General features: G+C 71.6%; 23 protein-coding genes. 11 read left to right on the top strand and 12 right to left on the bottom strand.

The window, feature by feature from the left end:
- Positions 1-143: 143 nt before the first annotated feature.
- From ACGFT1_RS25415 to ACGFT1_RS25395, 5 genes are all read left to right on the top strand, one after another.
- Positions 144-752, top strand: a complete 609-nt coding sequence (locus ACGFT1_RS25415) for an ABC transporter ATP-binding protein (protein ID WP_373911280.1) — start codon at positions 144-146, stop codon at positions 750-752.
- Positions 749-1,618: an ABC transporter permease gene (locus ACGFT1_RS25410; RefSeq protein ID WP_373911279.1), complete on the top strand. Its 870-nt coding sequence runs from the start codon at positions 749-751 to the stop codon at positions 1,616-1,618. Before ACGFT1_RS25415 ends, ACGFT1_RS25410 begins: the two co-directional genes overlap by 4 nt.
- Positions 1,619-1,775: 157 nt before the next feature.
- On the top strand, positions 1,776-3,449 hold the full coding sequence (uppS, locus tag ACGFT1_RS25405; protein ID WP_373911278.1) for a polyprenyl diphosphate synthase: 1,674 nt from the start codon (positions 1,776-1,778) through the stop codon (positions 3,447-3,449).
- A gap of 562 nt (positions 3,450-4,011) precedes the next feature.
- Positions 4,012-4,539, top strand: coding sequence for a TerD family protein (locus ACGFT1_RS25400; RefSeq protein ID WP_373911277.1), 528 nt, complete (start codon positions 4,012-4,014; stop codon positions 4,537-4,539).
- A 248-nt stretch (positions 4,540-4,787) separates the two neighbouring features.
- Positions 4,788-6,389: a N,N-dimethylformamidase beta subunit family domain-containing protein gene (locus ACGFT1_RS25395; protein WP_373911297.1), complete on the top strand. Its 1,602-nt coding sequence runs from the start codon at positions 4,788-4,790 to the stop codon at positions 6,387-6,389.
- 37 nt (positions 6,390-6,426) lie between these two features.
- Here ACGFT1_RS25395 and ACGFT1_RS25390 read toward each other — a convergent pair whose 3' ends face one another.
- The gene (locus ACGFT1_RS25390; protein WP_373911276.1) at positions 6,427-6,804 is read right to left on the bottom strand and encodes an ArsR/SmtB family transcription factor; all 378 of its coding nucleotides are present in this window, start codon (positions 6,802-6,804) and stop codon (positions 6,427-6,429) included.
- Positions 6,805-6,897: 93 nt separating this feature from the next.
- Between ACGFT1_RS25390 and ACGFT1_RS25385 the strand changes: the two genes are divergently transcribed.
- Both ACGFT1_RS25385 and ACGFT1_RS25380 read left to right on the top strand, forming a co-directional pair.
- Positions 6,898-8,874 carry a heavy metal translocating P-type ATPase gene (locus ACGFT1_RS25385; RefSeq protein ID WP_373911275.1) on the top strand — a complete coding sequence of 659 codons (1,977 nt, stop codon included), beginning with the start codon at positions 6,898-6,900 and terminating at the stop codon, positions 8,872-8,874.
- Positions 8,871-9,284, top strand: a complete 414-nt coding sequence (locus ACGFT1_RS25380) for a (2Fe-2S) ferredoxin domain-containing protein (RefSeq protein ID WP_373911274.1) — start codon at positions 8,871-8,873, stop codon at positions 9,282-9,284. The genes ACGFT1_RS25385 and ACGFT1_RS25380 overlap by 4 nt, the downstream gene beginning before the upstream one ends.
- Before the next feature lie 324 nt (positions 9,285-9,608).
- On the opposite strand, the gene map is transcribed toward ACGFT1_RS25380, so the two are convergent.
- A complete protein-coding gene (gene map, locus ACGFT1_RS25375) occupies positions 9,609-10,391 on the bottom strand; it encodes a type I methionyl aminopeptidase (RefSeq protein ID WP_373911273.1) in 783 nt (260 codons plus the stop codon).
- A gap of 66 nt (positions 10,392-10,457) precedes the next feature.
- Between map and ACGFT1_RS25370 the strand changes: the two genes are divergently transcribed.
- Both ACGFT1_RS25370 and ACGFT1_RS25365 read left to right on the top strand, forming a co-directional pair.
- Complete coding sequence (locus ACGFT1_RS25370) at positions 10,458-10,760, top strand: helix-turn-helix domain-containing protein (protein WP_373911272.1); 303 nt, start codon at positions 10,458-10,460, stop codon at positions 10,758-10,760.
- A gap of 237 nt (positions 10,761-10,997) precedes the next feature.
- Entirely contained in the window at positions 10,998-11,762 is a 765-nt protein-coding gene (locus ACGFT1_RS25365; protein ID WP_373911271.1) for an alpha/beta hydrolase, read from the top strand.
- A 186-nt stretch (positions 11,763-11,948) separates the two neighbouring features.
- Here the strand turns inward: ACGFT1_RS25365 and ACGFT1_RS25360 are convergent, their stop codons facing one another.
- The 3 genes from ACGFT1_RS25360 to ACGFT1_RS25350 form a co-directional block, all read right to left on the bottom strand.
- Positions 11,949-12,932, bottom strand: a complete 984-nt coding sequence (locus tag ACGFT1_RS25360; RefSeq protein WP_373911296.1) for a CorA family divalent cation transporter — start codon at positions 12,930-12,932, stop codon at positions 11,949-11,951.
- A 393-nt stretch (positions 12,933-13,325) separates the two neighbouring features.
- Entirely contained in the window at positions 13,326-13,976 is a 651-nt protein-coding gene (locus ACGFT1_RS25355; RefSeq protein ID WP_373911270.1) for a peroxiredoxin-like family protein, read from the bottom strand.
- Between the two features lie 117 nt (positions 13,977-14,093).
- Entirely contained in the window at positions 14,094-14,240 is a 147-nt protein-coding gene (locus ACGFT1_RS25350; protein ID WP_373911269.1) for a hypothetical protein, read from the bottom strand.
- A 169-nt stretch (positions 14,241-14,409) separates the two neighbouring features.
- Between ACGFT1_RS25350 and ACGFT1_RS25345 the strand changes: the two genes are divergently transcribed.
- The gene (locus tag ACGFT1_RS25345; RefSeq protein WP_373911268.1) at positions 14,410-15,009 is read left to right on the top strand and encodes a TetR/AcrR family transcriptional regulator; all 600 of its coding nucleotides are present in this window, start codon (positions 14,410-14,412) and stop codon (positions 15,007-15,009) included.
- Positions 15,010-15,080: 71 nt separating this feature from the next.
- Here ACGFT1_RS25345 and mctP read toward each other — a convergent pair whose 3' ends face one another.
- The 4 genes from mctP to ACGFT1_RS25325 are packed head-to-tail and all read right to left on the bottom strand — an operon-like array spanning position 15,081 to position 22,058.
- The gene (gene mctP / locus ACGFT1_RS25340; RefSeq protein WP_373911267.1) at positions 15,081-16,721 is read right to left on the bottom strand and encodes a monocarboxylate uptake permease MctP; all 1,641 of its coding nucleotides are present in this window, start codon (positions 16,719-16,721) and stop codon (positions 15,081-15,083) included.
- Complete coding sequence (locus ACGFT1_RS25335) at positions 16,718-18,247, bottom strand: MFS transporter (protein WP_373911266.1); 1,530 nt, start codon at positions 18,245-18,247, stop codon at positions 16,718-16,720. Before ACGFT1_RS25335 ends, mctP begins: the two co-directional genes overlap by 4 nt.
- Before the next feature lie 41 nt (positions 18,248-18,288).
- Positions 18,289-19,953, bottom strand: a complete 1,665-nt coding sequence (locus ACGFT1_RS25330) for a histidine phosphatase family protein (protein ID WP_373911265.1) — start codon at positions 19,951-19,953, stop codon at positions 18,289-18,291.
- Positions 19,953-22,058 (bottom strand): FAD/NAD(P)-binding protein, encoded by a 2,106-nt coding sequence (locus ACGFT1_RS25325; RefSeq protein WP_373911264.1) that lies wholly within the window; start codon positions 22,056-22,058, stop codon positions 19,953-19,955. The genes ACGFT1_RS25330 and ACGFT1_RS25325 overlap by 1 nt, the downstream gene beginning before the upstream one ends.
- Before the next feature lie 482 nt (positions 22,059-22,540).
- On the opposite strand from ACGFT1_RS25325, the gene ACGFT1_RS25320 reads away from it, so the two are divergent.
- Positions 22,541-24,028: an NB-ARC domain-containing protein gene (locus ACGFT1_RS25320; protein ID WP_373911263.1), complete on the top strand. Its 1,488-nt coding sequence runs from the start codon at positions 22,541-22,543 to the stop codon at positions 24,026-24,028.
- Positions 24,029-24,151: 123 nt separating this feature from the next.
- Here the strand turns inward: ACGFT1_RS25320 and ACGFT1_RS25315 are convergent, their stop codons facing one another.
- The 3 genes from ACGFT1_RS25315 to ACGFT1_RS25305 all read right to left on the bottom strand — a co-directional run bounded on the left by ACGFT1_RS25315 (position 24,152) and on the right by ACGFT1_RS25305 (position 25,225).
- A complete protein-coding gene (locus ACGFT1_RS25315; RefSeq protein WP_373911262.1) occupies positions 24,152-24,340 on the bottom strand; it encodes a hypothetical protein in 189 nt (62 codons plus the stop codon).
- 246 nt (positions 24,341-24,586) lie between these two features.
- Complete coding sequence (locus ACGFT1_RS25310; RefSeq protein ID WP_356822229.1) at positions 24,587-24,742, bottom strand: DUF6131 family protein; 156 nt, start codon at positions 24,740-24,742, stop codon at positions 24,587-24,589.
- A gap of 123 nt (positions 24,743-24,865) precedes the next feature.
- Positions 24,866-25,225: an SGNH hydrolase domain-containing protein gene (locus ACGFT1_RS25305; RefSeq protein WP_373911261.1), complete on the bottom strand. Its 360-nt coding sequence runs from the start codon at positions 25,223-25,225 to the stop codon at positions 24,866-24,868.
- Between the last annotated feature and the right edge of the window lie 189 nt (positions 25,226-25,414).

Raw genomic sequence — 25,414 nt, 5'->3', positions numbered from 1 at the left:
CTCCCACGCGTGATCTTGGGGTGGGCTGGGCGCGGGCTGCGATCAAACGGCTGCGCCGGAGACGTGAGGCTCGTGTCTGTTCCGCCTTTCGATCGTTAGGCCGTTCGGGCACGGTCGTGTCAAGCCGATAGGAGGAGGCGGGCGTGGAGGTCCGAGGCGTCTATCACGCCTACCGTCGGCGTGTGGTCTTGCGCGGTGTTGACCTGCGGCTCCGGGCCGGGACGCTGTGCGGGATCGTCGGGGAGAACGGCGCCGGCAAGTCCACGCTGCTCAAAGTCCTGTCCGGCGAGTTGCGGCCCACCCGTGGCTCGGTCCGGCACAAGGGCCGGTTCGGCTACTGCCCGCAGCATGTAGTCCTCAACGACGCCCTGACCGTCCGGCAGCACCTGACGTTCTTCCAGAGGGCCTACGGGCTCACCGATGTGCGGTACGCCGAAGAGATCATGGACGTGCTGGGCTTCACCGGGTACGCCGATGAGCGGGCCGGGGTTCTCAGCGGCGGCACGCGGCAGAAGATGAACGTGACGCTGGCGCTCATGCACGATCCGCAGGTCCTGTTGCTGGACGAGCCGTATCAGGGTTTCGACTGGGACACCTACCAGCGGTTCTGGGATCTGGCCGCGCGGCTGCGGGACGCGGGACGCTCGGTCCTGGTCGTCTCCCACCTCGCGTACGACACCGAGCGCCTGGACGAGCTGTGGCGCCTGGACAGCGGAATGCTGCGCGCGGACAAGGCGGGGGCCGCCTCGTGAGGTTTCACCTGCCCCGCTTCGCTGTCGCCACCCGGTTCACGCTCATCGAACACGGCCGCAACCGGTTCGCCATGATTCTGGTGATCCTGTTCGTCCCGGTGTGGACCTCCCTGGCGTACCTCGCGATGCCCGACACCCCGGCCCGGATGCGGCTTCGCGCCACCGGGGAAGCATTGGCACCGCATGGCAATGAACTGACCGCAATCAGCGGAGCGCTCAACGCCGTCACCCTGATCACCGGTTTCATGATGTTCGCCGCCACCTTCTCCGGCAGCGGCTTCGACCGCCGCCTGGCGATGGCCGGTTACCCCCGCGCCCACCTCGTCCTGGCGAAAGTCACCGCTCTGGCTCTGGTCTCGGCGGCGGTGGCCGCTTACGCCACCGCGGTCATCTGCCTGGCCTGGAACCCCCGCCAGCCTCTCCTGCTCGCCGCCTCCCTGTTCTGCGCCGGACTCACTTACGGCGCTCTGGGAGTCGTCTTCGGGTCCCTGCTACGCCGGGAGGTCGAGGGGATGTTCGCCATCGTGATGACCAGCATCATCGATCTCGCCCTGCAGAACCCCATCACGAGTTCCGGGGCCGACAACCCGGTCATGCGCTACCTGCCCTCGTACGGGGCCATGCAGGCCAGTACGGCGGCGGGCTTCTCCACCAGCCCGGTACCCGGGCATCTGGCCATCCAGCTCACCTGGTTCGCAGGCGCCGCCCTTCTCGCCCTGCTGGGCTTCCACCGCAGCACCCGCAATCGCCTGCCATCGACAGCCCAGGGTCTGCTGCCCGGACCAGGAAGCAGCAGGAGCGGCCTTCCCGCACCGCGCCGAGCCGCCACACCATCGGCCACGGCGTCCGACACGGAAGCACACTGAGGTCCCGGCTCCCGACATGCGCACCACCACGTACTCCACCACGGCACATCGCGACGCTGCTCTGCCGGCACCACGTGGGCGACCCGCCCACCGCTCGCCCACCGGCGAAGACCCGTCTCTGCGGGCGGCGTACCGGTTGTGCCGACGCACCACACGAGTGCACGATCCTGGGATCTACGCCCTCATCCAGCTGATGCCGGCCGTGCTGCGCCCGCCCTGCTGGGCCTTGTGGGCGGCAGCGAGCGTCCTGGACGACCTCGCCGACCAGCGAGACGCCCAACAGGCCGAACGGGAATCCCGCGTCCAAGCGTGGACCCAAGCCCTGCAGTGCGACCTGGCGGCCGGCACGAGCGGGGATCCGGTCCGCCACGCCCTGGTGGACACCGCACTGCGATGGCGTCTGGAGCTGTCCAGCCTCCAAGGCGCCATGACACTCACACGCGACGACGTCCGAGGCCGGCATTTCGCCGACTGGGCCGCGTGGCGGGCCTGGTGCAACGGGGGAATCACACCCTGGGTCGACCAGGTACGGCACCTGTTCGAACGGGCCGGAGCGCCGATGACGCTCCGGTTGGACCGGCAGCAGGACTACAAGCGGTTCATTGACGGCGCCCAGCTCACCGACATCCTCACCGACCTGAGCGCCGACCTCGCCCAGGGTGACCTGCTCCTGCCGCAGGAGGCCCTGGACGCCTTCCCCGGCGCCGAGGACGACCTGCGGCGAGGGAGCTGGAGTCCGGCCGCAGCGGCTTTGGTCCGGGAGCTGACGGGTCTGGCCCGTCAATGGGTGACCGGGCCCGCAATGACCAGAGGTATGCACCCGGGCGCTGCCACCGTGCTCAACACGGCCGCCTGCCTGATGCGCGCCCAGCTCGATGCCGTCGACGCGGCCGGCCACGCCCTGCTCACGCACGCCCCGCGCCCATCTGCCGCGGTCCGCACCCGCATCCTCGCCCCCGCCCGTATCCGCTCGAAACTGGCCTGGAGCCTGACGCCCCTGACCGTGCCCGGCCCCCGACGACCCACCGTGGCCGCGAGCGAGCCGAGCCCGGCAGCCGGCGACACCGCCCTGCGGCCTCCGCCACCGCACCGTGACGGCGTGCGGCCCCCGCAGATCGCGGCAGACCGGATGCCCGCCCATGTGGCGGTCATCATGGACGGCAACGGCCGCTGGGCCGAGCAGCGCGGCCTGCCCCGCCCGGAAGGCCACCGCGCCGGCAGCGCCGCCGCCCACGAGATGGTCTACGGCGCCCTGGAGATCGGCCTGCGCCACCTGACCCTCTACGCGTTCTCCACCGAGAACTGGAAACGCGACACCGAGGAGATCTCCACGATCCTGGAAGCGATCCGACGCGACCTCGACGAGGGACCCATCCGTGACCTCGACGTACGCCAGCGCTGGTTGGGCCACCCCGGCAAACTGCCCGCCGAACTCGTCCAGGCCCTCCTGCGTGAGGAGCACCGCACCCGCAACCGCACCGGCCTCACCCTCACCGTCTGCATCAACTACGGCGGCCGCGACGAAATCACCCGCACTGCCGCAGCCCTCGCCCAGGCAATCCACGCCGGCGACATCGACCCCCACCTCATCGGTGAGAGTGACTTCGCCCGCCACCTGCCCCACCCCGACATGCCAGACGTCGACCTGCTCTGGCGCACCGGCAACGAACAGCGCACCTCCAACTTCCTCCCCTGGCACACCATCTACGCCGAGCTGTACTTCACGCCCGGCTACTGGCCCGATGTCGACCGGCGTGACCTGTGGCAGGCCATCACCGAGTACAGCCGACGCCAACGCCGCCACGGTGCTGTCCCTTTCGTCTCCCCCTGACACCACCGTCCGTTCCGCCACGTCCGATCCGGGCGCCGCAGCTGAGGCTCGTCCGGCTGCCGGAACTCGCGCTCATCACCGCGCCGGTCCTGGCGGTCATCGTCGCGCGGGTGGAACTGCCCGGTAGCTGGTCGGTGGCGGTGGTCGCCACCTCCTGCGTCCTCGTGGCGCCGGCCTTCGGCTGGGCAGCCGCCCGCGCACGCGTCGCCGCCCGTCACCGGCAACGGGCACCCGGGCGATGACAGAGCCGCCCGTGCACCGGTCCTCGTCGGCCGGTTCACAGCGGATCGCACCTACGCGGACGGGCCCGGGGCGGAACAGGGCGACCGCGGCCGTCCTCTGGGCCCCCTTCTGCTCGTCCTGGCCGTCCTGGCCGTCAGGGCCTGGTTCCTCGGCTGAGGCAGCAGCGACCGCGGTACGGCGGAGGCGGGCCCCACCCGATCGGCGTGGCGGGACCGGGCGGTGAAGGGAAGAGCGCCGAAGACGCTTCAAAGGACCGTCGCGGACACATACTTGACTGAGCGGGAACGTCCCGCGGCGGTTCTGCGGGGGGAGCGGCAAGGTGACTGGTGTCGGTGAGGGGCTGGGCAGGGTCGAGGTGCGGCTCCGGTGGGACCCGAGTCCGTACGGGGAGCCGCCCCGGCACCTCGACATCATCGCGGCGACGTACCCGGTGGACGACCTCTACGGGCGGCCGGCGTACGTCGTGCACCACGGCAGCAGGTCGCCGGACGGCACCATCAACATGAGCCGGCACAGCGAGACCGGTATGGGCTTCGGCTTCGTCGAGGTGATGGAGCTGGAGTTCGAGCGGCTGTCGTCCGCCTACGGGCGGGTGGTGGCCGGGGTGGCCATCCACCAGGACGGCGGCCCCCGTACGTTCGGTGACATGTCCAACGCCGGGGTGGTCGTCGTCGAGGGGTACCGGCAACTGCTGGCGGACGACTTCGCACAGGTCGGCGACGCCACGGCCGCGACGGTCGCCGAGTTCACCAGGAACGCATCCGGCGCGTGGGAGCTGCGCGAGATGATCCGGGGCTTCGACAGCGATCCGGTGCTCTTCACGGCGGAGATGGGGCGCGTTCCGTAGTCGTCGCCCGGTACCGGTCCCGCAGACCAGGGCGGTCAGGGCCGGGGCGGGGTTGGCGGACAGTCACCGGGGCCGGGGCGACCTGCCCGGCACCGGCGTCGCCGCCCTGGACCAGGCCGGGCACTGCGGCCCGCGCCCCCCATGACGCCCGGCGGCCGGGAGCAGCAGGGCGCGCGGCCCGCGTGGCTGTGTCACCTTGGCCGGGAGAGCGGGTGACGCGAGGCGCAGGCACGGGAGGCGATATGGGCATGGGTCCTGGCCGGCAAGGGATGCCGGACGAGGGGACGGCACCCGCACGGCGGTTGGTGCGCAGGCGCTTCCTCGGGGCGTGCGCCGGGCTCGGGTTCGGCTCGGTGACGGCCGCCGCGTGCGACGCTGCCGCTCCCCCGCGCCGCCCCCAGCGGGCGGCCGTTTCCCACCGGCCCGAAGTGGAACGGGACCGGCCGGGGACACCCGACTGGCGTATCACTTCCCAGGGTCCCGCCCCGGCCGTCGCCGGCTACGCGGACCGGGTGAGCGTGGTGCCGGGCGAGGAGTGCGGTCTGCACGTCTCGACGACCGCGTCGTCCTTCCGGGTCTCGGCCTTCCGCGTCGGCTGGTACGGCGGGGCCGGGGCCCGGCTCGTGTGGGCCTCGGAGCGCGTACGGGGCCGCGTCCAGCCGGAACCCCGCTTCCTGGCGGGCACCCGCACCGTGCGCGCGGACTGGCCGCGCACGCTCACGTTCGGCACGGCCGGCTGGCCGGAGGGCGCGTACCTGCTGCGGCTGGAGGCGGACAGCGGCCACCAGCGCTACATCCCGCTGATCGTGCGCTCCACGCAGGGCACGGGCCGGACGGTCCTGATCCACGCCCCGGCCACCTGGCAGGCCTACAACCGGTGGGGCGGCTACAGCCTCTACGCCGGTGCGTCAGGCGCGTACGCCACCCGTTCCCTGGCCGTCAGCTTCGACCGGCCCTACGACGCCGGCGGCGCGGAGAAGTTCATGGTGTACGAACGGGCGGCGGTGGTCCTGGCGGAACGGCTCGGCATACCCCTCGCCTACACCACCGGGACGGATGTGCACCGCGACCCGGAGGTCCTGCGGGGCGCGGCCTCCGTCGTCTGTCTGGGGCACGACGAGTACTGGACCTCCGAGCAGCGCCGGCATGTCACGCGGGCCCGCGACGCCGGCACCAACGTGGTCTTCCTCGGCGCCAACACCTGTTTCCGCCGGATCCGGCTCGAGCACGGGGAGACGCGGCCGGACCGCACGGTGGTCTGTTACAAGACCTCCGTCCGGGCCGACCCCTGCTACTCCACCCGGCCCGCGCTGGCGACCACCGACTTCCGCCAGGCTCCGGCGCCGGAGCCCGAGTCGTCGCTCACAGGGGTGCTCTACGAGGGCTTCCCGACGGACGCGCCGTACGTCGTCCACGCGGCGGACCACTGGCTGTACGAGGGAACGGGCGTACGGCCCGGCGACGGCTTCGACCACCTGGTCGGCGTCGAGTACGACCGGGTCACACCCGCTGCGCCCGTCCCCGGGCGACTGGAGATAACGGCCCACTCTCCCCTGGTGTGCGGTGGCCGCCGCAGCCACAGCGACTCGGCCTACTACACGGTCCCGAGCGGCGCGGGCGTGTTCGCCACCGGCACGATGCGCTGGGTGGAGGCCCTCATGGCCGGCACCCCCGACGGAGGCCGCGACCACGGGATGGACGCCCGTACCCGCGCCTTCGTGACGCGCACGACGGAGAACGCCCTGCGGGCCTTCGCGCGGGGCCCCGCCGCCCGGCACCGTCCGGCAGCGCGCCCGAACGTCAGCGAGGTGTACCGGGCCGGGGCGTCGGGCGGTGCGCCGACCGGCTGAGACCTCGTCGCGTGCCGGCGGAGGCAGGTCGCCCGCCTCAGTCCGCGGCGGCGGTCGCGGGCAGGTCGGCGGGGACGTCGCGGACCCCGAGCCGCAGGTGCTCCACGTGGTAGAGGGCCTGGTCGAGGAGTTCGGCGACGTGGTTGTCGTAGAGGGCGTAGACGATCGAGCGCCCGTGGCGCTCGCCGGTGACCAGTCCGAGGTTGCGCAGGAGGCGCAACTGGTGGGAGCAGGCGGAGGCTTCCATCCCGACGGCGTCGGCGAGGTCGCCGACCGAACAGGGCCCCTCCTGGAGCCGGGCCAAAATGTACAGCCGCGAGGGGGTGGCGAGGGCCTGGAGGGTGGCGGCGACATCGGCGGTGCCGACGGCGTCGAGGCGCTCGCGGGTGGTGGCGGTGTCGGTTCCGTGGCCCATGCGGTCATCATACCCATGACACATGAAGACCTATTCAGGCGTTCCTGTATGGTGGGAGCATTGCCCCGTCCGCTGGTGAAGGGTTGTCCTGCCGTGCCTTCTGTCCTGGACCAGCGGCCCGCGCCTGCCGCCGCCGACCCGCGTCGGGCACCCGCGCCGAGCCGTACGCGGGTGCTGGCGCTGCCGGAGGCCCGGCGGGCGCTGGCCGCGCTGGTCCTGTTCCTGGCCGCCCTCCCGCTCCATCTCCTCGGCGCCCCGCTCTGGCTGTGGGCTCCGCTGTACGCCGCCGTCTACGTCACCGGTGGCTGGGAGCCGGGACGGGAGGGCCTGAGGGCTCTCGGGGACAGGACCTTGGACGTGGATCTGCTGATGGTCGTCGCCGCGCTCGGTGCGGCCGCCATCGGCCAGGTCCTCGACGGGGCGCTCCTGATCGTCATCTTCGCGACCTCCGGCGCCCTGGAGGCCGTCGCCACCGCCCGCACCGCGGACTCCGTGCGCGGCCTGCTCGATCTCGCCCCGTCGACCGGGACCCGGCTCCTGCCCGACGGCGGCGAGGAGACGGTCCCGGCCGAGGCACTGAAGGTCGGGGACACGATCCTGGTACGGCCCGGGGAGCGGGTCGCCGCCGATGGCCAGGTCCTCGACGGAGCGAGCGAGGTCGACCAGGCCACGATCACCGGGGAGCCGCTGCCGGTGGCCAAGCGGGGCGGGGACGAGGTGTTCGCCGGCACCGTCAACGGCACCGGTGCCCTGCGCGTCCGGGTCGAGCGGGACCCTTCGGATTCGGTGATCGCGCGGATCGTGAAGTTGGTCGAGGAGGCCTCCGAGACCAAGGCCCCCGCTCAGCTCTTCATCGAGAAGATCGAACAGCGGTACTCGATCGGCATGGTCCTCGTCACCCTGGCCGTCTTCGCGATCCCGCTCGCCCTCGGCTCCACCCTTCAGCCCGCCCTGCTCCGGGCGATGACCTTCATGATCGTCGCCTCCCCGTGCGCGGTGGTGCTCTCCACGATGCCCCCGCTGCTGTCCGCGATCGCCAACGCCGGCCGCCACGGAGTCCTCGCGAAATCCGCGGTCGTGATGGAACGCCTCGGACAGGTCGACGCCGCCGTCCTGGACAAGACCGGCACCCTGACGGAGGGCACCCCGCGCGTCACCGACGTCCGCCCCCTGCCGGGCACCGGCCTGACCGACGACACGCTGCTGGCGCTGGCCGCGGCGGCGGAGCACGCCAGCGAGCACCCGCTCGCCCGCGCGGTCGTCGACGCCGCACGCGTACGCCGTCTGCCGGTGCCGGAGGCGCTGGACTTCGCCTCCGCCCCCGGCCGGGGTGTGAGCGCCACCGTCGACGGCCGCACCGTCCGGGTCGGTTCGCCCGCCCGCCTCCTGCCCGAGCCCGGCCCGACCGTGCGCGATCTCACGGCGGACCTGGAGGGCGCCGGGCGGACCGCGGTCCTGGTCCTGCGCGACGGGATCCCGGCCGGGGTGATCGGCATCGCCGACCGGCTCCGCCCGGACGCCGCCGTCACGGTCGCCGCCCTCACCGCGCTGACCGGCCGCACCCCGGTCCTGCTGACCGGCGACAACGAACGCGCCGCCCGGCACCTGGCCGACCAGGTCGGCATCACCGACGTCCGCGCCGGACTGCTGCCCCAGGACAAGGTCGCCGCGGTCAGGGAATGGGAGGCCGAGGGCCGCCGGGTGCTCGTCGTCGGCGACGGCGTCAATGACGCCCCCGCGCTGGCCGCCGGGCACTCGGGCATCGCCATGGGCAAGGCGGGTTCCGATCTCGCCCTGGAGACAGCCGACGCCGTCGTCGTCCGCGACGAACTCGCCACCATCCCCAAGGTCGTCGCCCTCTCCCGGGCCGCACGGTGCCTGGTCGTCCAGAACCTCGTCATCGCTTCCGTGTTCATCACCGCCCTGGTGGCCTGGGACCTCCTCGCCACCCTGCCCCTGCCGCTCGGTGTCGCCGGCCATGAAGGCTCTACCGTTGTCGTCGGCCTGAACGGCCTGCGCCTGCTGCGTGAAACGGCCTGGCACAACCCCGTCCGAGGAGGCGCCGCATGAGCAAACGCTCCCGCCGTGCCGCGCCCGCCCCAGCCGGGGCCGGAGCGGCACGGCCCCTGGTCACCGTCTGCCGCGGCTGCTGCTGCGGCACGCCGAAGGTTCCCGGCCTCGACCACGCCGCCCAACTCCGCGAGCTGCGGCAGGCGCTGGAAGGGACGGCGACCGTGCGGGTCACCGACTGCCTGGACGCGTGCGAGCGCGCCAACGTGGTCGTGGTCCAGCCCTCCCCTGCCGGCCGCAGAGCCGGCGGGCGCCCGGTGTGGCTCGGCCTGGTCAACGACTCGGACGCCACCGCCGACATCGCCGCCTGGATCGAGGGCGGCGGCCCCGGCCTCACCGAACCACCCGGCATCCTCGACCTCTACGCCTTCAGCCCGTCACGTCGCGTACGTGCCGAACTCGACGAGTAGGACCTCGTGCGGGTTCTCCCCTTCAGCCGGCCGTCCGGGATCGGGGGAACGGCCGCGCATCCGCGATGGCCGGTGCCGGCAGGGGGTGGCCTGTGCGGCGCAACGTCCGCGCCTTCCGCGCCCTCCGTCCGGCGGCCGCCGGACCGGGAGCACGACCCGGACGCCGCCGTCGGGACGCGGTGGTCCGCGCCGTGCCGGGCGGCGCGCCACCGGGTGCCGGCGGCCCTACGCGGATGCGCCTCGCCGATGGGCCGTCCGTCCCCGGCGGCGAGGCGGGCGACGTCGGGACTCTGCCGGTGAGTCAGGGAACACGCGGCTCCGGCCTCACGGCCGCGCCTGCTTCGGCAAGGTGAGGATCTCGGCTCCGTCATCGGTGATGGCGATCGTGTGCTCGCTGTGTGCGGTCCGGCAGCCTGTCGCACTTCGCAGCGTCCACCCGTCGGCATCGGTGACGAGTTCGGCGGTGTCCGCCATGACCCACGGCTCCAGTGCCAGCAGCAGCCCGGGGCGCAGTGTGTAACCACGGCCGGGCCGCCCGGTGTTCGGAACGTGCGGGTCCTGGTGCATCGTCGATCCGATGCCGTGGCCTCCGAACTCGGTGTTGATCGGGTATCCCGCCTCGCTGAGGACCGTGCCGATGGCATGGGAGATGTCGCCGATGCGCGCCCCGGGCCCGGCAGCGGCGATCCCCGCCGCCAGCGCGCGTTCGGTCGCATCGATCATCGCGACGCTCTCCGGCGGCTTCGCCTCGCCCACGATGAAGCTGATGGCGGCGTCTGCGGCGACTCCGCCCCTGGAGACGGCGAGGTCGAGTGTCAGCAGATCACCGTCGGCGAGTCGGTAGGCGTACGGTCGTCCGTGCAGGACGGCGTCGTTGACGGCCGTACAGATGTAGTGGCCGAACGGGCCGCGCCCGAAGGACGGCTCGTAGGCGACGTAACAGGACTGCGCCCCCGCCTCGACGATCATGGTCTTGGCCCACCGGTCGATGTCCAGAAGGCTCGTGCCGACCGTGCTGCGGCTCTTCAGCGTCTGGAGGATGTCAGCGACCAGGGCGCCCGTGTCTTTCGCCCGGGCCAGCAGGGTGGGATTCAAGATCTCGATCATGCGGCGCCCTTCTCATGCGACCAATAACTATACCGGGAATACTATACCGGTACTAGAATGGGAGCCATGGTCAGGTTGCCGCTCACCCCCGCAGAGGTAGAACGCGGACAGCGCCTCGGCGCCCTCCTACGGCGGGCCAGAGGAGAGCGCTCGATGCTCGACACCGCGCTGGACGCACGTGTCTCACCGGAGACCCTCCGGAAGATCGAGTCGGGCCGCGTGGCCACCCCGGCCTTCCCGACCATCGCGGCGATCGCCGATGTCCTCGGCCTCTCCCTCGACGCGGTGTGGGCCGAGATCAGCGGGCCCGAACGTGGCGTCAGGTCCACCGGCTCCGGTCGCAAGGCACGTGAGCAGTTGACCTCGTGAACCGCCCGATCGGCACTCCCAGGGCCTGCCCGGAGTGGTGATCACGCGGCGGGAAAAAGGGATGCAGGGACGACGATCAAGCTGATAGCTTTCGGTCGCCAGTGACACCGCCCGAGGAGGTGAGACCCATGAACGCTGTATCGACGTGGGTGCTCCCCCTTCCCGTCACGGCCGGCGATTGACGTAGGTATCGCCGGGAGCGCCTCGACAACCAGGCACTCCCGAAGGGCGACACCCATGCATTCTCTGCACTTCACCGCCGAGACGACGTCCCACGGCATCACCGAGCGTGACTTCACCGTGGGCGGCGTCCCCGGAGTCCTCTGGTCGCCGGCTTGCGGCGCCGACCGCGCGCCTCTGGTCCTGATGGGCCACGGCGGCGGCAACCACAAGAAGCACCCGGCGATGGCCGGCCGCGCCCGCCTCCTGGTGACCGGCTGCGGCTTCCACGTCGCCGTCATCGACGCGCCCGGTCACGGCGACCGGCCGCGCACGGCGCACGACGAGGCGGAGATCGCCGAGTTATTCCGGGCGCGCGCGGCCGGCGAGCCGGAGGGCCCGATCGTCGTCCGCTACAACGACCACCTGGCACGACTCGCCGTGCCCGAGTACCAGGCGGCCCTGGACGCCCTCCAGGAACTCCCGGAGATCGGCACCGAGGGGCCGGTCGGTTACTGGGGCCTCAACATGGGCACCGCGATCGGAGTGCCGCTGGTGGCGATCGAACCCCGGATCACGGCCGCGGTCCTCGGTCAGCACTGGCCCGATGCACTGGCCGAGAAGGCGAAGCGGATCACCGTCCCGGTCGAGTTCGACCTCCAGTGGGACGACGAGCACATCTCGCGCGAGGAAGGTCTCGCGCTGTTCGACGCCTTCGCCTCCAAGGAGAAGTCCCTGCACGTCAACTCAGGTCGGCACAAGGAGCTGCCCCGGTTCGAGGCCGACAGCGCGGTCCGGTTCTTCGCCCGGCACCTCGGCGGAGCGGTGACCGCGTCGGCCTGACCCACCCGGTCGCGGCGTCCGGCTCGCCTGCCGGGCGCCGCGACCGCCGGCGTCGATGACGCCCTCGCACTGTTCGCGCGGGCGCCGCGGGAAAGGGCCGTACTGCGGGAACCGCACGGGAGGACCGGTCCCGGCCGTCGGTCGTCCATGGCCACGTGCCGGGTCGGCCACGGCGGGGCGCCGGACTCACCGGTCCTCCAGATCGTCTTCATTACGGAGCCTGCGCCAGAGGTGGGTACGGTGCAGCACGTAGAGCGCTGCGAACAGGACACCTGCCTGGAGGCCGACGGCGAGCAGCCAGAAGACGGCCCTGCTTTCCATCTCGTCGGTGAGGTAACTGAAGTTCATGCCGAAGTAGCCGGTGAGGAATGTCAGCGGCAGGAAGATCGTCGACACGATCGCCAGCCGGTTGATCACGCCGTTCTGCTCGCCGGCCGCCAGGGAGGAGTAGCTGGCGAAGGTCCGCCTGGTGGCGTCCTGGAGGGCCTCGACGTCCGTGAGCACCAGTCTGCCGGCATGCTGGAACTCCCGGGCGAGCCGTTGGCGCTGTTCGGGGAAGCCGCGGTTCAGCATCCGCCTCGTGAAGGTCTCGTCCATCACCTGGAGGTACGGGAGGAGGGTGTGGTGGAGAAGCGCGGCGCGCCGTCGCAGTCGTGCCAGGCGGTAGACCTGCTCCGGGTTCCGCCTCTCGAACATCTCGTTCTCGAGGTCCTCCACCACAAGGAGGTCCGCCACGGCGGCCCGGCGGAACGTCTCCAGGGCCTCTTGGAGCAACAGGAAGAGCAGGGCCACGGTGTCGGGCGGCTCCTCCTGCCTCAGCCGTGCGATGAAACTCCCCAGTGGTGTGGCCGGCCCTCGGTGGAGCGTGACCAGGTGCCGCTCGGTCACGAGGGCGTGGATGCGGACGATCCGGTCGTCGACGAGCACGGGTACGACGAACCCCGCCCTGTCCCCGAGGAAGTCCGCCCTCGCGGGTTCGCCGACCCTGCCGAACCAGTACGGGGTCTCGGCCTCCAGGCCGAGCTGCTCGATGACCGGCCGTTCGCCCGTCCTCGCATCGCCCGTCGCCGGGTCGTCGGGCAGGTGGACGTCGACGAGCAGGAAGTCGGACACGGCGAGCTGTCCCCGGGCCTCGGAGAGGCCGGTACGAGTGGCGATCCCCGCCGGCATCGACACCACCGATACGATCATCTGCCCTCGCCGTCGTCACGGTCCCTGGGTCTCACCGTGCGCACGATCCGGGGTCCCCGCATGCGGACGCACGCATGCGCCGCACCGGGTGCCCCCTACGAGTGACAGCAGGTGGCAGGTGCTTCCACCGAACTCCCGGTGCCGGCAGCCGGACCCTCCGCCCAGGCAGGACCCGGAGCCGTGGCGCCGCTGCCCGGCGGTGACCGGGGGCGGCCGGGTGCTCACGGTCGCGTCCATGACGAGGACCACACCTCCACGCCCGCTCGATGCCGAGGCGCGCTCCCCCATCAGGCCGCCGGGAACCGCGTGGGCGCTGCCGCGGGACCCGGACCGGTCGTCGGGTCGCCGCGCCGAGCAGGCGCTGGACGAGGCTCAGCCGAGCGCGTCGAGAGCGGTGATGATGTCGGCGGGTTCGGCCCGCTTGGTGTAGTCCGTGTCGACGAAGGCCCAGCGGATGGTGCCGGTGCCGTCGATGACGTAGGTGGCGGGCAGGGGCAGGGTGCGCGGGTGGCCGCCGTTGACGCGCTGGAGGTCGAAGCCGAGCTTGTCGTAGACGGCGGCGAGGTCGTCGGGGAGGTCGAAGGCGAGGCCGTACTGCTTGGCGGTGTCGGAGCCGATGTCGCTGAGGACGTCGAAGGCGAGGTCGTGCTTCTCGGTGAGGGTGAGGGACTCGTCGGGGATCTGCGGGGAGACGGCGACGAGGCGGGCGTCGCGTGCGGTGATGTCGGTGTGGTGTCGCTGGAGGGCGCGCAGGGCGAGGTTGCAGTACGGGCACCAGGCTCCGCGGTAGAAGGTCAGCACGACCGGGCCGCCGGCGAGCAGGTCGTCGAGGGCCGTCGTCCGGCCGGTCGCGGAGGGCAGCGAGAACCGGGGGGCCTGGTCGCCGACGGTGAGGGCCCGGTCGCCCTGCCCGGAGTCGGCGAGTGCCCGGCCGGCTCGCCACATGACCTCCCGGACCTCGGCGGGGATCTGCTGCTGGCGGGCGTCGTAGAAGGCGCGCAGTTCGGCGTTGAGACTGAGCATGCTGCATTTCTCCCGGTCGGTGGCAGGCGCGGGGCGGAGCCCCTCCAGAACTTGAAACGACCGTTCCAAGATAATGGCAGGACACGGCCCCGCGCCAGGCGAGGCGCGGTGCGAGGCTCAGAGAGTGGTGAACGGGCGGTGGTCCGCCAGGGCGAGCATGCGCACGAATTCGGCCAGCCGGACCCCCCGGCGGGCGAGGAAGCGGAGGAACCGGGGCCTTCTGGGGCCGTAGGCCGCCGTCCAGAGTGCTGGTATGCGATTCATGGCCGCAGGATGGCGGCCGCGCCGTCCCGCCGGGTGGATCGTGGACGAACCTGGATGCCGCGCCCGCACGGAACGTGCGGCGCGCCGGCGCCGCGCGCCGGCGCTCCCTTTGCCCTTCGACCCGTGCGGAGTATCTTGGAATCCTCATTTCAAGATGGCGGGGTGACTCATGCCGGACGTCAAGCACTTCGATCCGGACGCAGCCCTGGAAACCGTGGTGCGGCTGTTCTGGCGGCAGGGCGTGGCCTCCACCGGAATCCAGGACATCGTGGCCGCGACCGGTCTCAATCGCTCCAGCCTGTACGCCACCTTCGGCGGCAAGCAGGAGCTCTACCTGACCGCGCTGCGCCGCTACCTCGAACAGCGGTCGCAGCCCATGTTCCGCCGACTCGCCGAGGACGAGCGCGGACTGCCGGCCGTCGCCGAATTCTTCGACCGCCTGATCGAGGCCCGGTGTTCCGGCGAGTACGCCCGCTGGGGCTGCATGGTCTCCAACGCGCACGCCGGCGCCGAGAACGGCGACCCCGGCGTCCGCTCCGTCCTCGACCAGCACCACCAGGAGCTGCGAGACGCGATGTACGCGGCGCTGGTCACGGCCGAGGCCGAGGGAGAACTCGCCGCGGGAGCCGATCCGGCGGCCTCGGCCGACCTGCTGGCCCTGCTCGCCTACGGCGTGAACCTGCGCTCACGCGCCGGTGCCGACCCCCGGGCGCTGAGGAGGACGGTGACCGCCGCGCTCGAGTCGATCGGCCACCCCGCTGCCGCGTGACACGGCGAACCCGTGAGCTTCCGGCCCGACGCGGGCACGTGGGGCCGGAAGGTCCGTGCCGATCGGGATCCTCAACCGGCGGACGGGGCAAGCGAATCGCCGGTCCGCGGTCCTCGCCGGCTGTCCGGGACGGCTGCTTCCGCGTCGGCCGTGTAGTCCCCCCGTTCGGTCTCGTCGACGCCGTCGGGGGCCTCCAGCGCCCTCAGTACGAAGGTGAGCACCACGGTCACCAGGACGTTGAGGACGAACGCCGTGAGGCCGATGTAGCCGATCTCACCGATGCCGGGGATCCTCGCGCTGGAACCGCCGAAGTGCTTCTGCGTCGGCGAGGCGATCCCGTAGGCGGCCAGCGTGCCGTAGACCATGCCGGCCGCCCAGCCGGCGAGCAGCGCCCAGCGGTGGAACCAGCGGGTGAACAGGCCGCCGACCAGGGCCGGGAACGTCTGGAGGATCCAGATGCCGCCGAGGAGCTGGAAGTTGATGGCGACCGTCTTGTCCATGGTGAGGACGAAGGCCAGGGCGCCCACCTTCACCAGCAGCGACACGATCTTGGAGACCCGGGTCTCCTGCCGCGGCGTGGCGTCCGGCTTGATGAAGTCCTTGTAGATGTTGCGGGTGAAGAGGTTCGCCGCCGCGATGGACATGATGGCCGCGGGCACGAGCGCGCCGATGCCGATCGCCGCGAAGGCCACGCCCGCGAACCAGCTCGGGAACATGTCCTCGAACAGCTGCGGGATCGCCAGCTGCCCGTTGGTGACCTTGACCCCGGCCGCGATCGCCATGAAGCCCAGCAGCGCCAGCAGACCCAGCATGAGCGTGTACAGCGGCATCACCGTCGTACTGCGGCGGATGACGTCGCGTTTGGCGCTGGAGAGCGTCGCGGTGACGGAGTGCGGATACATGAACATGGCCATGGCCGAACCCAGCGCCAGGGTCGCGTAGGTCCACCGGGCGTCCGGCCCGCTGACCAGTGCCCCGCGCGGCCTGCCGGTCGCCGGGCCGGTCCGCGCGTACGCCTCGGCCGCCCGGGCGAAGACGGTGCCGAACCCGCCCAGCTTCATCGGGATGTAGATGATCGCCACCGTGATCACGACGTAGATGAGGATGTCCTTGACGAAGGCGATCATCGCGGGCGCGCGCAGACCGGACGAGTACGTGTAGGCGGCCAGCACGCCGAAGGCGATCAGCAGCGGCAGGTCCTTCACGAACCAGTCGGTGTTCTCGCCGCCGCCGACGCCCATCACGTCCAGCACGGCCTGGATGCCGACGAGCTGGAGCGCGATGTACGGCATCGTCGCCAGGATGCCGGTGACCGCCACCGCCAGCGACAGCCCCTTGGACCCGAACCGGCCCCGGACGAAGTCCGCCGTGGTGACGTAGCCGTGCCGGTGGCAGACGGACCACAGGCGGGGCAGGAAGGTGAAGATCAGCGGGTACACCAGGATCGTGTACGGCACCGCGAAGAAACCGGACGCGCCCGCCGCGTAGATCGCCGCCGGGACGGCCACGAAGGTGTACGCCGTGTAGACGTCCCCGCCGAGCAGGAACCACGTGATCCAGGTGCCGAACGACCGGCCGCCCAGGCCCCACTCGTCCAGGCTGTGCCCGTCGACACCCCTGCGCCAGCGCGCCGCCAGGAAGCCCATGACCGTGACGGCCAGGAAGAAGGCGGCGAAGACCGCGAGTGCGACGCCGTCGACGCCGCCGCTCATGCCGCCGTACCTCCCTCGCCAGGGGCGGGCGTTGTCGCCGCGGCCCGGGCGGGAGCGGTCTCGTCACGCACCAGTCGGTCCAGTTCGGCGTCCAAGTGCCCGGCACTCCTGGAGGGTGGGGCGGCTGCTCGCGGGTCGCTCCCGCGCGCGGCGACGGCGGTCCCGGCCACGGCCATGGGGAGCGCGACGAACACGGCCGCGGTGCGCATGCCTCCCGGTGCCGAGAGGACCAGCGCGATCAGGGGCGGCCCGAAGGCTCCGCCGGATTTGCCGACGGCCGCGGCCCATCCCCCGGCGGTGCCCCGGATGGCCATGGGGTAGATCTCGGCCGTGTAGGGGCCGATGAGGGCGATGACACCGGCGGTGCCGGCGAACAGCAGCATCACGGCGGTCAGGAGGACCGGCCGGCTGCCGTCCGTGCCGACGGCGGCCAGGACCAGGAGGGCCGCGATGGTCAGGGCCGCGTAGACGACCATGGTGCCCCGGGCCGACCAGCGCGTGTAGAGCCACGCGGCCACCGCGCAGGTGGGGATGGACAGCAGCGACGAGAGGAACAGCAGTGTGGCGGCGGACATGCCGTGCCCGCCCGAGGACTGGAGCTGGCTGGGCAGGAAGGTGATGAAACCCCAGTAGACGAGGCCCCAGGCCAGTGCGTAGGCGCTGACCACCAGCGTCTTGGCTCTCTGGGGAGGCTTGAACAGGGTGGCGGCCGGGACGCGCTCGGGCCGGGCCTGCCGCGCGGTGAACGCGGCCGATTCCGGGATCCACCGGTTCAGCGCGATGAGGATCAGGACCAGCGGGAGCTGGGCGAACCACAGCACCCGCCAGCCGGCCAGCGGGATGAGGACCGCGGCCAGCCCGGAGGCGGCCATGTAGCCGCCGGTCGTGGTGAGGCCGGCCTGGAGCACCATGACGCCCGCGCCCCGGCCGGGCGGCAGGCTCTCGGTCATCAGGGCGTAGACGACGGGCAGCATGCCGCCGGCCGCCATACCCATCAGGGCGCACATGATCAGGTTGCCGCTGAAACTCGGCATGGCGCCGCACACCGTCGTACCGAGGAAGAGCAGGGACGCCAGGAGGATGGTGGCCCTGCGGCCGATGCGGTCCGCCGCACGTCCCCACACGAGTGATCCGAGGACCGTGCCCGTGAGTGCCACCGTGGGCAGCCACGAGATATCGGCGGCGCTCAGGTGGTACTCGGTGCGCATGCCGGGCGAGATGAACGCCAGGGTGGCGGGTTTCATCTGGTCCACCAGCAGCGCGAAGCTCAGGATGGCGATGAGACGGTGCCGGCCGGCGGTGGTCGTGGGAGCCGGAGCGCGCAGGACGGCGGGGCCCGCTCCGGCCGGCGTCACCACCGCGAACCCGGAGATCACCACCCCTGCGACGATGACCACCATGGCCGCCCACATCACCGGCGACATCTTCATCATGGACATGTCGAAATCCATGGACACGGAGTCGGCGAACATCCAGAGGTGTTCGATCACGCCGGCACACGTCAGGGCGACGCCGGTCCAGAACATCACAGGCCGGGGTATCAGGGAAGTCGGTCTCGCGGTCACCATCAACTCCTGGTCGTCATACGTGCGGGGGAGCCCGGAGACACGGGGGGCGAGGGGGCGGCGTGCTCGCGGGCGGGGACGTGGTCCCGCAGGCCCAGCACGGTGGGCCAGCGCGGGTCGTCGGGGGCGACGACGAGATACCGGGCGTACCAGCTGTCGAAGAACGACAGGACGAACATGGGCACCAGGGTCCAGATGGCCACCTGTTCCAGGGCCGTGCGGCCGGTGAGCGCCGCGATGATGACCACCACGAACACGTTCGGGTAGGTCATGGCGGTGTAGTCGTCGAGGGTCTGCACATGGCGGCGGCGCTTGAGGGCGGCGGCGATCAGCCGCAGGCCGACGGCGATGCCCACCGCGGTGGGTGCGTAGCGGGTGAAGCCGTCCAGGTCGAGCTTGAGGCAGACCAGCACGATGAAGGCGGTGAGCAGCAGGACCGCCACGTATCCGTTGCGTTCGCCGTACTTGGCGGTGCGGATGGGCGAACGCTCCCGCAGCCGCCGCACCAGCAGATAGGCGGCGGTGACCACGCCGGTCGAGGTCGCCGCGCTGACCGCCACGGCCGGGGCCACGTCCTCCCGCAGGGTCAGTGCGAGGACGGTGGAGAACGAGACGGTCCCGGCCAGGGAGGAGAGCAGGACCTGCGCGAACGTCGGCATGATCATGCCGCCGAGGCAGCGGCTGACCGTCATCGCCACCACCGATCCGGGGGTGGCGAGGAAGACCGCGGCGATCGCCGCCGTACTGTCACTGCCGACGTCCCGCCAGCGCAACAGCGCCGCGAAGGCGATCGGCAGGAGGAGGTAGCGCAGGGCCACGGACCGGAGGGCGCCCCGGTCGGTGACGAAGGTACGGGCGTTCTCCAGCTCGATGCGGCACATGGTGATGACGCTGGCCAGCACCAGGAGGGTGAGCAGCAGGTACGGCGACGCGGACAGGCGCGCTCCGGCCAGGTTGGCCAGGAGTCCGGCGGCCAGGCCGGCGCAGAAGACCACGGGATGGTTGACGACGATCCAGTCGTAGACCATGTTCATGGTCTCGTTCTCGTTCTTCACATAGCCGGGGATCCGGTCGCCGCGCAGCATCTGCGAGTTAGGCAGACGCAGGTCGTAGGAGTCGTCGGAGGGCCGGTCCAGGATGAACCGGCAGATCAGCTCGACGACGTACTTGTGGGAGACCACGCAGACGACCTCGCCGCGGCGCAGGGCGGGCAGCAGCTGCTGCTCGTAGAAGGCGTGCACACGGTCCCTGAACTGCGCGAACGTCTCGCCGCCCCGCATGGTGGGGCTGTCGGAGTTCATGGCGCGCTCGTACTCGGCGATGCCGTGCCGGCGCTGGAGGACGGACTTGCTCTCCAGGGTGTAACTGCCGAAGTCGCGCTCCATGAGCCGTTCGTCGACCACGACCTCCGGGGCGTCCGGCTGCTCGTCCTGGAGGCCGAAGATGATGTCGGCGGTCTCGTGCGCGCGGATCAGCGGAGAGACGTAGACGCGGTCGAAGTGCCGGCCGCGGTGGCCCTCGGCGACCTTCTCGGCCTGGATGCGGCCGAGGAAGGTCAGCGGGGCGTCGCGCTGCCCGGCGATGCGGTGCACGGAGTTGCATGTCGATTCGCCGTGCCGGACCATGAACAGGCGGCTGAGCAGCGTCTGCTCGTCGGTGTGCGTCATCACGCCTCCTTCTTCGGGGCGTGCACGACCTGGTCGGCGTAACCGGAGTCCCAGCCCGCCAGCTTGGTGATGTCGCACAGGTTGTGCACCGCGTGCTTCTCCACCAGCGTGGCCAGCAGGGAGACGGTCCGCCGGGCCTGCTGTGCGGTGAGCTGGAACTCGCGGGCCAGCGCGGCGCCGAAGTCGGCCAGGTCGTCCTCGAGAATGCCGCGGTACTTGCGGCGCTCGGTGCGGTCCTGGGCCTGCAGGTAGTTGACCGCGTTGGGGTAGGCGCGTTCGCGGGCGTAGCTCTGGAGGCGCTCGCGCAGGCCGGTGGCCTGCGGTTCCCCGGTGGACAGGTCGGCGGCGATCCAGTCGCTGCTGCGGATCAGGCAGTGGTGGATGCCGTCGGGAGTGTCCATCTGCTCCTCATCGCTCGCGGTCCTGAGGCGGCGCAGCACCTCCATCGCCGTGTCGAAGCACTGGTTGCGCAGGGTGCCGATGCTGAACACGAACGCGCCCAGGCGGCCACGGCGGGTGGTCTCGTCGCCCTGGCGCATGGGGCCGACGCCGAACAGGCCGGGTACCGCCGTGCCGTCGGCGGCGATGAGCTGTCCGTGCACACCGACCTCGATGCCCCGGTGGGTCCGGGTCTGCGGCTGTGCGTACCGGTGCGCGTTGACCAGGCCGTTCCACAACGGGTGGTCGGCGCGCTCGTAGTCGGTGTTGTTGCCCAGGCAGTTGACCACCCGGTCGACGACGAGGTCCGGCCGGTCGGCGAAGACCACCCGGATCTTCGTGCCGTCCTCGACGGGACGCATGTCCTGGATGACGGCGGACAGCACGTCGACGGTCTTCGGGGCGCCCTTGAAGCCGCGCATCCGGCTGCGGACGACACCGCCGATCTCCCGCACGGTGCTGGTGCGATTGGTGACGATCAGGCTCTTGTACCGGTCGAGCAGCATCCGCACGTCACGGGCGTCCATGCGGGAGACCAGCTCGATGACGTACGGCTCCCACGCCTTCATGACGCGCTCGGCGAAGACGGCGTCGAGTGCGCCGCCCGCCTCCACACCGTGCTCGGCGCGCAGGTGCGCGTACTCCGCCTCGACCCCCTCCACGACCACCTCGGGGGTGAGCTTCGCGGCGTCGAGGAAGGGCGGACGGCGCGCCTGCCAGATGTCGTGCTCGTGGTCGGCGGGATAGGTGCCGTGCAGGTGGCCGCCGCGCGAGCAGATCAGGATCTGCCCCTGGTGGCCGGCGTGGATGAGGGAGATCACCGTGTCGAAGGCCGACAGCGCGGAGCCCGTGACGAGGACGGTCTCCTCGGGGCCGACCGCCTGGAACCGCTGTTGGGCGGCGGGGGCGTAGGGGTCGTCGATGAGGCGGTCGCTGCCCTTGACGCGGTGGTAGAAGGGCGCTTGCACGGGCGAGAGGTGACCGGTCGCGAGGACCACCTGGCCCGAGTACAGCTCGTGCACACCGCCCTGCGGTCCGGCGTCGGCGTACTTGACGGCGTAGCCGTCGCCCTGGCGGCGTACGTCGATGACCTCTCCGGTCAGCTCCCGCAACGTCACGCCGGCATGGGCGTCGGCGGCCGCGCCGCGCAGCCGGTCGGCCAGGTACTGCCGGAAGATCCGCCGCGGTACGACGCAGGCCACGCCGAAGGTGTGGTACCGCCACCTCTGCGGCCATGCGGAGCGGTCCGCCTCCTCGTTCGCCCACTCCAGGAAGTCCTCCGGGCGTTCGCGGCGCAGTGTGATGCGGCCGGCCTGGATGTTGAGCATGTGCTCCCAGTTGGTGGACGCCTCGCCGAAGGCGATACCGCCGTAGCGGTAGCCCTCCTCCCGCTCCATCAGGCATATCTCCAGCGGTGTGTCAGCGAAGTGGAGCAGCCGGATGGCGGTGAGCGTCCCGGAGAAGCCGGCGCCGACGATGGTGACGCGCTGGGTACCGTCCTGCGGCTCGCAGGGGGCGCCGTGGCGCATGGTGTCGTGCCGCATTGCGTCGTGGTGCTTGACGTCTTGGCGCATGGCGTCGTCGAGCATGGCGGAGGTCTGCGCGGCCGGGTCGTGCGGGGACTGCACGGGGGTGTGCGGGGTCTGCATGGGGGTGTGCGTTTCCACGTTCTTGTCTCCTTCGGTGCGGAAGAGAGCCGGTGGGGGATGGTCGGCGCCGCTCCTGGGGGAAGCCGACCTCGATCACGTCACGGAGAGAGCTGTGCCCGGTAGGGCCGTGCCGGGCCGCCGGCAGTGACGCGGCGAACAGCGGGCGCGGGGGCGGTCAGGGGGCGGTGTGCGGCTCGCGCCGCCGCCGGCGGGGCGGAAGGGGTACGCCGATTCCTGGCATCGTGGGGCACGAACTCCTGTCCTGGACGCGAGTGTCTGCGCACGAGAGCGGGGCTCCGGTCGAGGTGGCCGGCGAGATCGGCACTCAGCATCGGGACGGAACGCGGGGTTCCGGAGTCATCGTGGATGATCCTGGACGCGCTCTGCGTCGGAGGGTCAACGGCCGTATAACGCTTGACAGTCGAGACCCCCCGTCGTCTAACTTGAAACGAGTGTTCCAAGTTGATGGTGGCCCAGGTGTCCCATGGGGGAGGATGTTCGTGCCGCAGGTACTGGATCCGGGGAAAGCCCGCACGTTGGACGAGTTCATCGCGGAGCTGCGGCTGCTGAAGGCGTGGGCGGGCAATCCGTCGATCACCGAGATCACCCGCCGGGTCCACAAGGACTGGCAGCGCGCGGGCCGCCCGTGCAGCGAATGGCCGGCCCGTTCGACCATCGGCAACTGCTTCCAGCTGGGCCGCCGCCGCCCCAATCCCGACCTGCTGCTGGCCGTCGTCCGTACACTCGCTGGCGGCGACGAGGCGGCCGTCGCGGTATGGCGGCAGGCACTGCGTACCGTCCTCGGTGAAGCCGAGGCCGCCGCCCGCGTCACCGCCTACGACCGGCTGCCCGGCGCGCCGTCCTTCCTCGTCGGCCGGTCCCGGCCGGCGGCCGACGCCGAAGCCGCACTCGCGGCGGGCGGCCGGGCAGGCGTCGTGGTGCTGGAAGGCGCCGCCGGGACCGGGAAGACCTCACTCGCCCTGCACGTGGCCCACCGCCTGTCCCCCCGCAGACGCGCCGACGCGCCCGTACTCTTCGCCAATTTGCGCGGCTTCGCACCGGACGGTCCGGCCGCCGACCCCGCCGCGGTGCTGGAGACCTTCCTGCGTCTGCTGGGCGTCACCGGGGACCGCATCCCGCACGGCGCCGCCGCCCGGGCCGCCCTGTACCGGCAACTCCTGACCGGCACGGGCGCGTTGGTCGTCCTGGACGACGCACCGGACGAAGCGCACGTACGGGCACTGCTTCCCGGGGACCCGACGTGCCGCACTCTGATCACCAGCCGCCGTACGCTGCGCGCGCTGCCCGACGCGACCCGCCTCTCCCTCCCCCCGCTGGCACCGGCCGACTCGGTGGAACTGCTGCGCAGGACGGCGGGAGCCGACCGCCTCGCCACGGACGCCACCGCCCTGCGCCGGATCGCCGACGACCTCGGACACCTTCCGCTGGCCCTGACGGTCATCGGCCGCCACATGCGGGAGCACCCCGGCTGGACGCTGGACGACTACCACCGCGAGCCCTTGATCACCCTCGCGCTGGAGGACGGTGTCCGCGGCGCGCTGGCCGCCTCCGACGCGCGGCTGGCCGCAGGTGCGCGGAAGTTGCTGCGCCTCCTCGCCCTTCACCCGCTGCACCGAACGGACACCACCGGCGCCGCGGTCCTCGCGGGCGAGCACGAACAGACGGTGCGCGAGCATCTCGACGCACTGTCCAGGACGCATCTCCTGGTGGAGGCGGAACCCGGATGGTTCCGTCTGCACGCACTGGTCCGCGCCTACGCGGAAGAACGTATCTGCATAGACGTGCCGGGGACTTCGATCCGCGAGGCCCTGGGCCGTGTACTGGCGCACTGCAGGGGGACCCACACGCGCGACAGAGCGCACGCACCCGGCGAGCTCCCCGTGCTCAGGCGCCTCAACCGTGCCGAGGCCTGGGCCGAGGCCGTACCACCGCGTGAGGGAAGCGGGACGCGGGCCCTCGCCGCGTGACGCCGCGCCCGACCGGAGGAAGCCGCGCCGACCGGAGTAACGAGGGCGCTGACCGGAGTAACGCGGGCGCCTGCCCGGCCGGGGCGGCCGTCGCGGCCAGGAGGTGCGTCCCTGGAGGGTTGGTCACACGGAAGTACCCTCGTCGAAACGGACGGTGACGACTTCCGGCTCCCCGTCGAGCCGCTGCCGGAGGACACCGGGCGCGTCGGCGCCGAGGAGATCAGGGAGCAGTACCAGACCGTCGTCGGCCGGTGGGAGCAGTACCAGACCGTCGTCGGCCGGCGGCGCGAGCGATACGGCCGCTTCGACCACCGAAGATCTCCGCGGCGCCCTGCGCCGGCGCCTGCCGCCGTACATGGTCCCGGCCCGGCTGACCTCGGTCTCCGCCCTGCCTCTCGACGCGGACGGGACGGTGGACCGGACGGCCGTGCGGCGCCTGCTGGGCGGCACGCCACAGGCTGACCCTGAGCGGTGCGCCGACGCGACGCCGGGACGGTTTCAGGCCCATTCAGCGGCCGGCCACGGCCGGAAGGCGGTCCGGCCGTGGCAGCGGCTGCTTCACCAGTAGTGGCGTCGGCCTCCGACGGCGTGCCCCACGGATCCGAGAATCCAGAGGATCGCGCCGATGACCAGAAGGATGATTCCGATCGTCCACAGGATCGAGAGGTGGAACAGGAATCCGATGATGAGTAGCACAACGCCGAGAGCGATCATGGTGTCCCTCCAACGTGAATGAGCCAACGGCTCTATCAGGCGTATGCCCGGCCGGTGAGCCCGCACGCCTGTCGGCACGCTGTATCCGTGTCCCCCGTTTCCGCGGTCCCACCCGGCGGGATCTCAGCGGGCCGCGGCCTCGATCCGGGAGACCAGCGAGGGTTGCAGCCAGCGGACGCCCTCCGGGGTGAGGTGAACGCCGTCACTGCGCACCTGTACGCCGTCGACCTGCCAGGTGAAGGTGCCCTGCGGGCACAGCCGGCGCCCCAGGTCGAGGATGCCGACCGTGCCGCGACGCCGGCCGGCGACCTGGCGGAGCAATCGGTTCCAGTGGTCGACGCGCTGCGGCTGGTCCTCGGGCCATACTCCGCCGTCGGGACGTTCTCCCCGGTGGTTGTAGGGCTCGGTGCAGCTCTGACGCCCGGACCCCGCGGGCACCGGGGACCCGCTGGCCCGGCGGTTCCCCACCTTGGACGAACTCATGTCACCCGCCGGAGCGTGACGCGCCGGCGTCCGTCGTCGAGGCCCGGCCGAGGTGGCGGTCCCGTAGTGGTGCGAAGCGGCCACGGCCCGGGGGTGCCGGTGGCCGTGGCCGCTTCGGTGCCCGCGGATGAGCCGGGTCCGGCCGCCGGTCCTGCCGGGGACCGGCGGCCGGACCGTCTCGCCGCGTGT

It is taken from the genome of Streptomyces sp. Y20 (assembly GCF_043195475.1).
Classification (GTDB): domain Bacteria; phylum Actinomycetota; class Actinomycetes; order Streptomycetales; family Streptomycetaceae; genus Streptomyces.
This window is presented reverse-complemented; position numbering and strand designations above follow the sequence as displayed.

Coding starts and splice junctions, on each gene's coding strand:
- ACGFT1_RS25395 (WP_373911297.1), top strand. CDS start 4,788: ATGGGTCCTGGCCGGCAAGGGATGCCGGACGAGGGGACGGCACCCGCA.
- ACGFT1_RS25390 (WP_373911276.1), bottom strand. CDS start 6,804: ATGGGCCACGGAACCGACACCGCCACCACCCGCGAGCGCCTCGACGCC.
- ACGFT1_RS25380 (WP_373911274.1), top strand. CDS start 8,871: ATGAGCAAACGCTCCCGCCGTGCCGCGCCCGCCCCAGCCGGGGCCGGA.
- map (WP_373911273.1), bottom strand. CDS start 10,391: ATGATCGAGATCTTGAATCCCACCCTGCTGGCCCGGGCGAAAGACACG.
- ACGFT1_RS25370 (WP_373911272.1), top strand. CDS start 10,458: ATGGTCAGGTTGCCGCTCACCCCCGCAGAGGTAGAACGCGGACAGCGC.
- ACGFT1_RS25365 (WP_373911271.1), top strand. CDS start 10,998: ATGCATTCTCTGCACTTCACCGCCGAGACGACGTCCCACGGCATCACC.
- ACGFT1_RS25360 (WP_373911296.1), bottom strand. CDS start 12,932: ATGCCGGCGGGGATCGCCACTCGTACCGGCCTCTCCGAGGCCCGGGGA.
- ACGFT1_RS25355 (WP_373911270.1), bottom strand. CDS start 13,976: ATGCTCAGTCTCAACGCCGAACTGCGCGCCTTCTACGACGCCCGCCAG.
- ACGFT1_RS25350 (WP_373911269.1), bottom strand. CDS start 14,240: ATGAATCGCATACCAGCACTCTGGACGGCGGCCTACGGCCCCAGAAGG.
- ACGFT1_RS25345 (WP_373911268.1), top strand. CDS start 14,410: ATGCCGGACGTCAAGCACTTCGATCCGGACGCAGCCCTGGAAACCGTG.
- mctP (WP_373911267.1), bottom strand. CDS start 16,721: ATGAGCGGCGGCGTCGACGGCGTCGCACTCGCGGTCTTCGCCGCCTTC.
- ACGFT1_RS25335 (WP_373911266.1), bottom strand. CDS start 18,247: ATGTTCTGGACCGGCGTCGCCCTGACGTGTGCCGGCGTGATCGAACAC.
- ACGFT1_RS25330 (WP_373911265.1), bottom strand. CDS start 19,953: ATGACGCACACCGACGAGCAGACGCTGCTCAGCCGCCTGTTCATGGTC.
- ACGFT1_RS25310 (WP_356822229.1), bottom strand. CDS start 24,742: ATGATCGCTCTCGGCGTTGTGCTACTCATCATCGGATTCCTGTTCCAC.
- ACGFT1_RS25305 (WP_373911261.1), bottom strand. CDS start 25,225: ATGAGTTCGTCCAAGGTGGGGAACCGCCGGGCCAGCGGGTCCCCGGTG.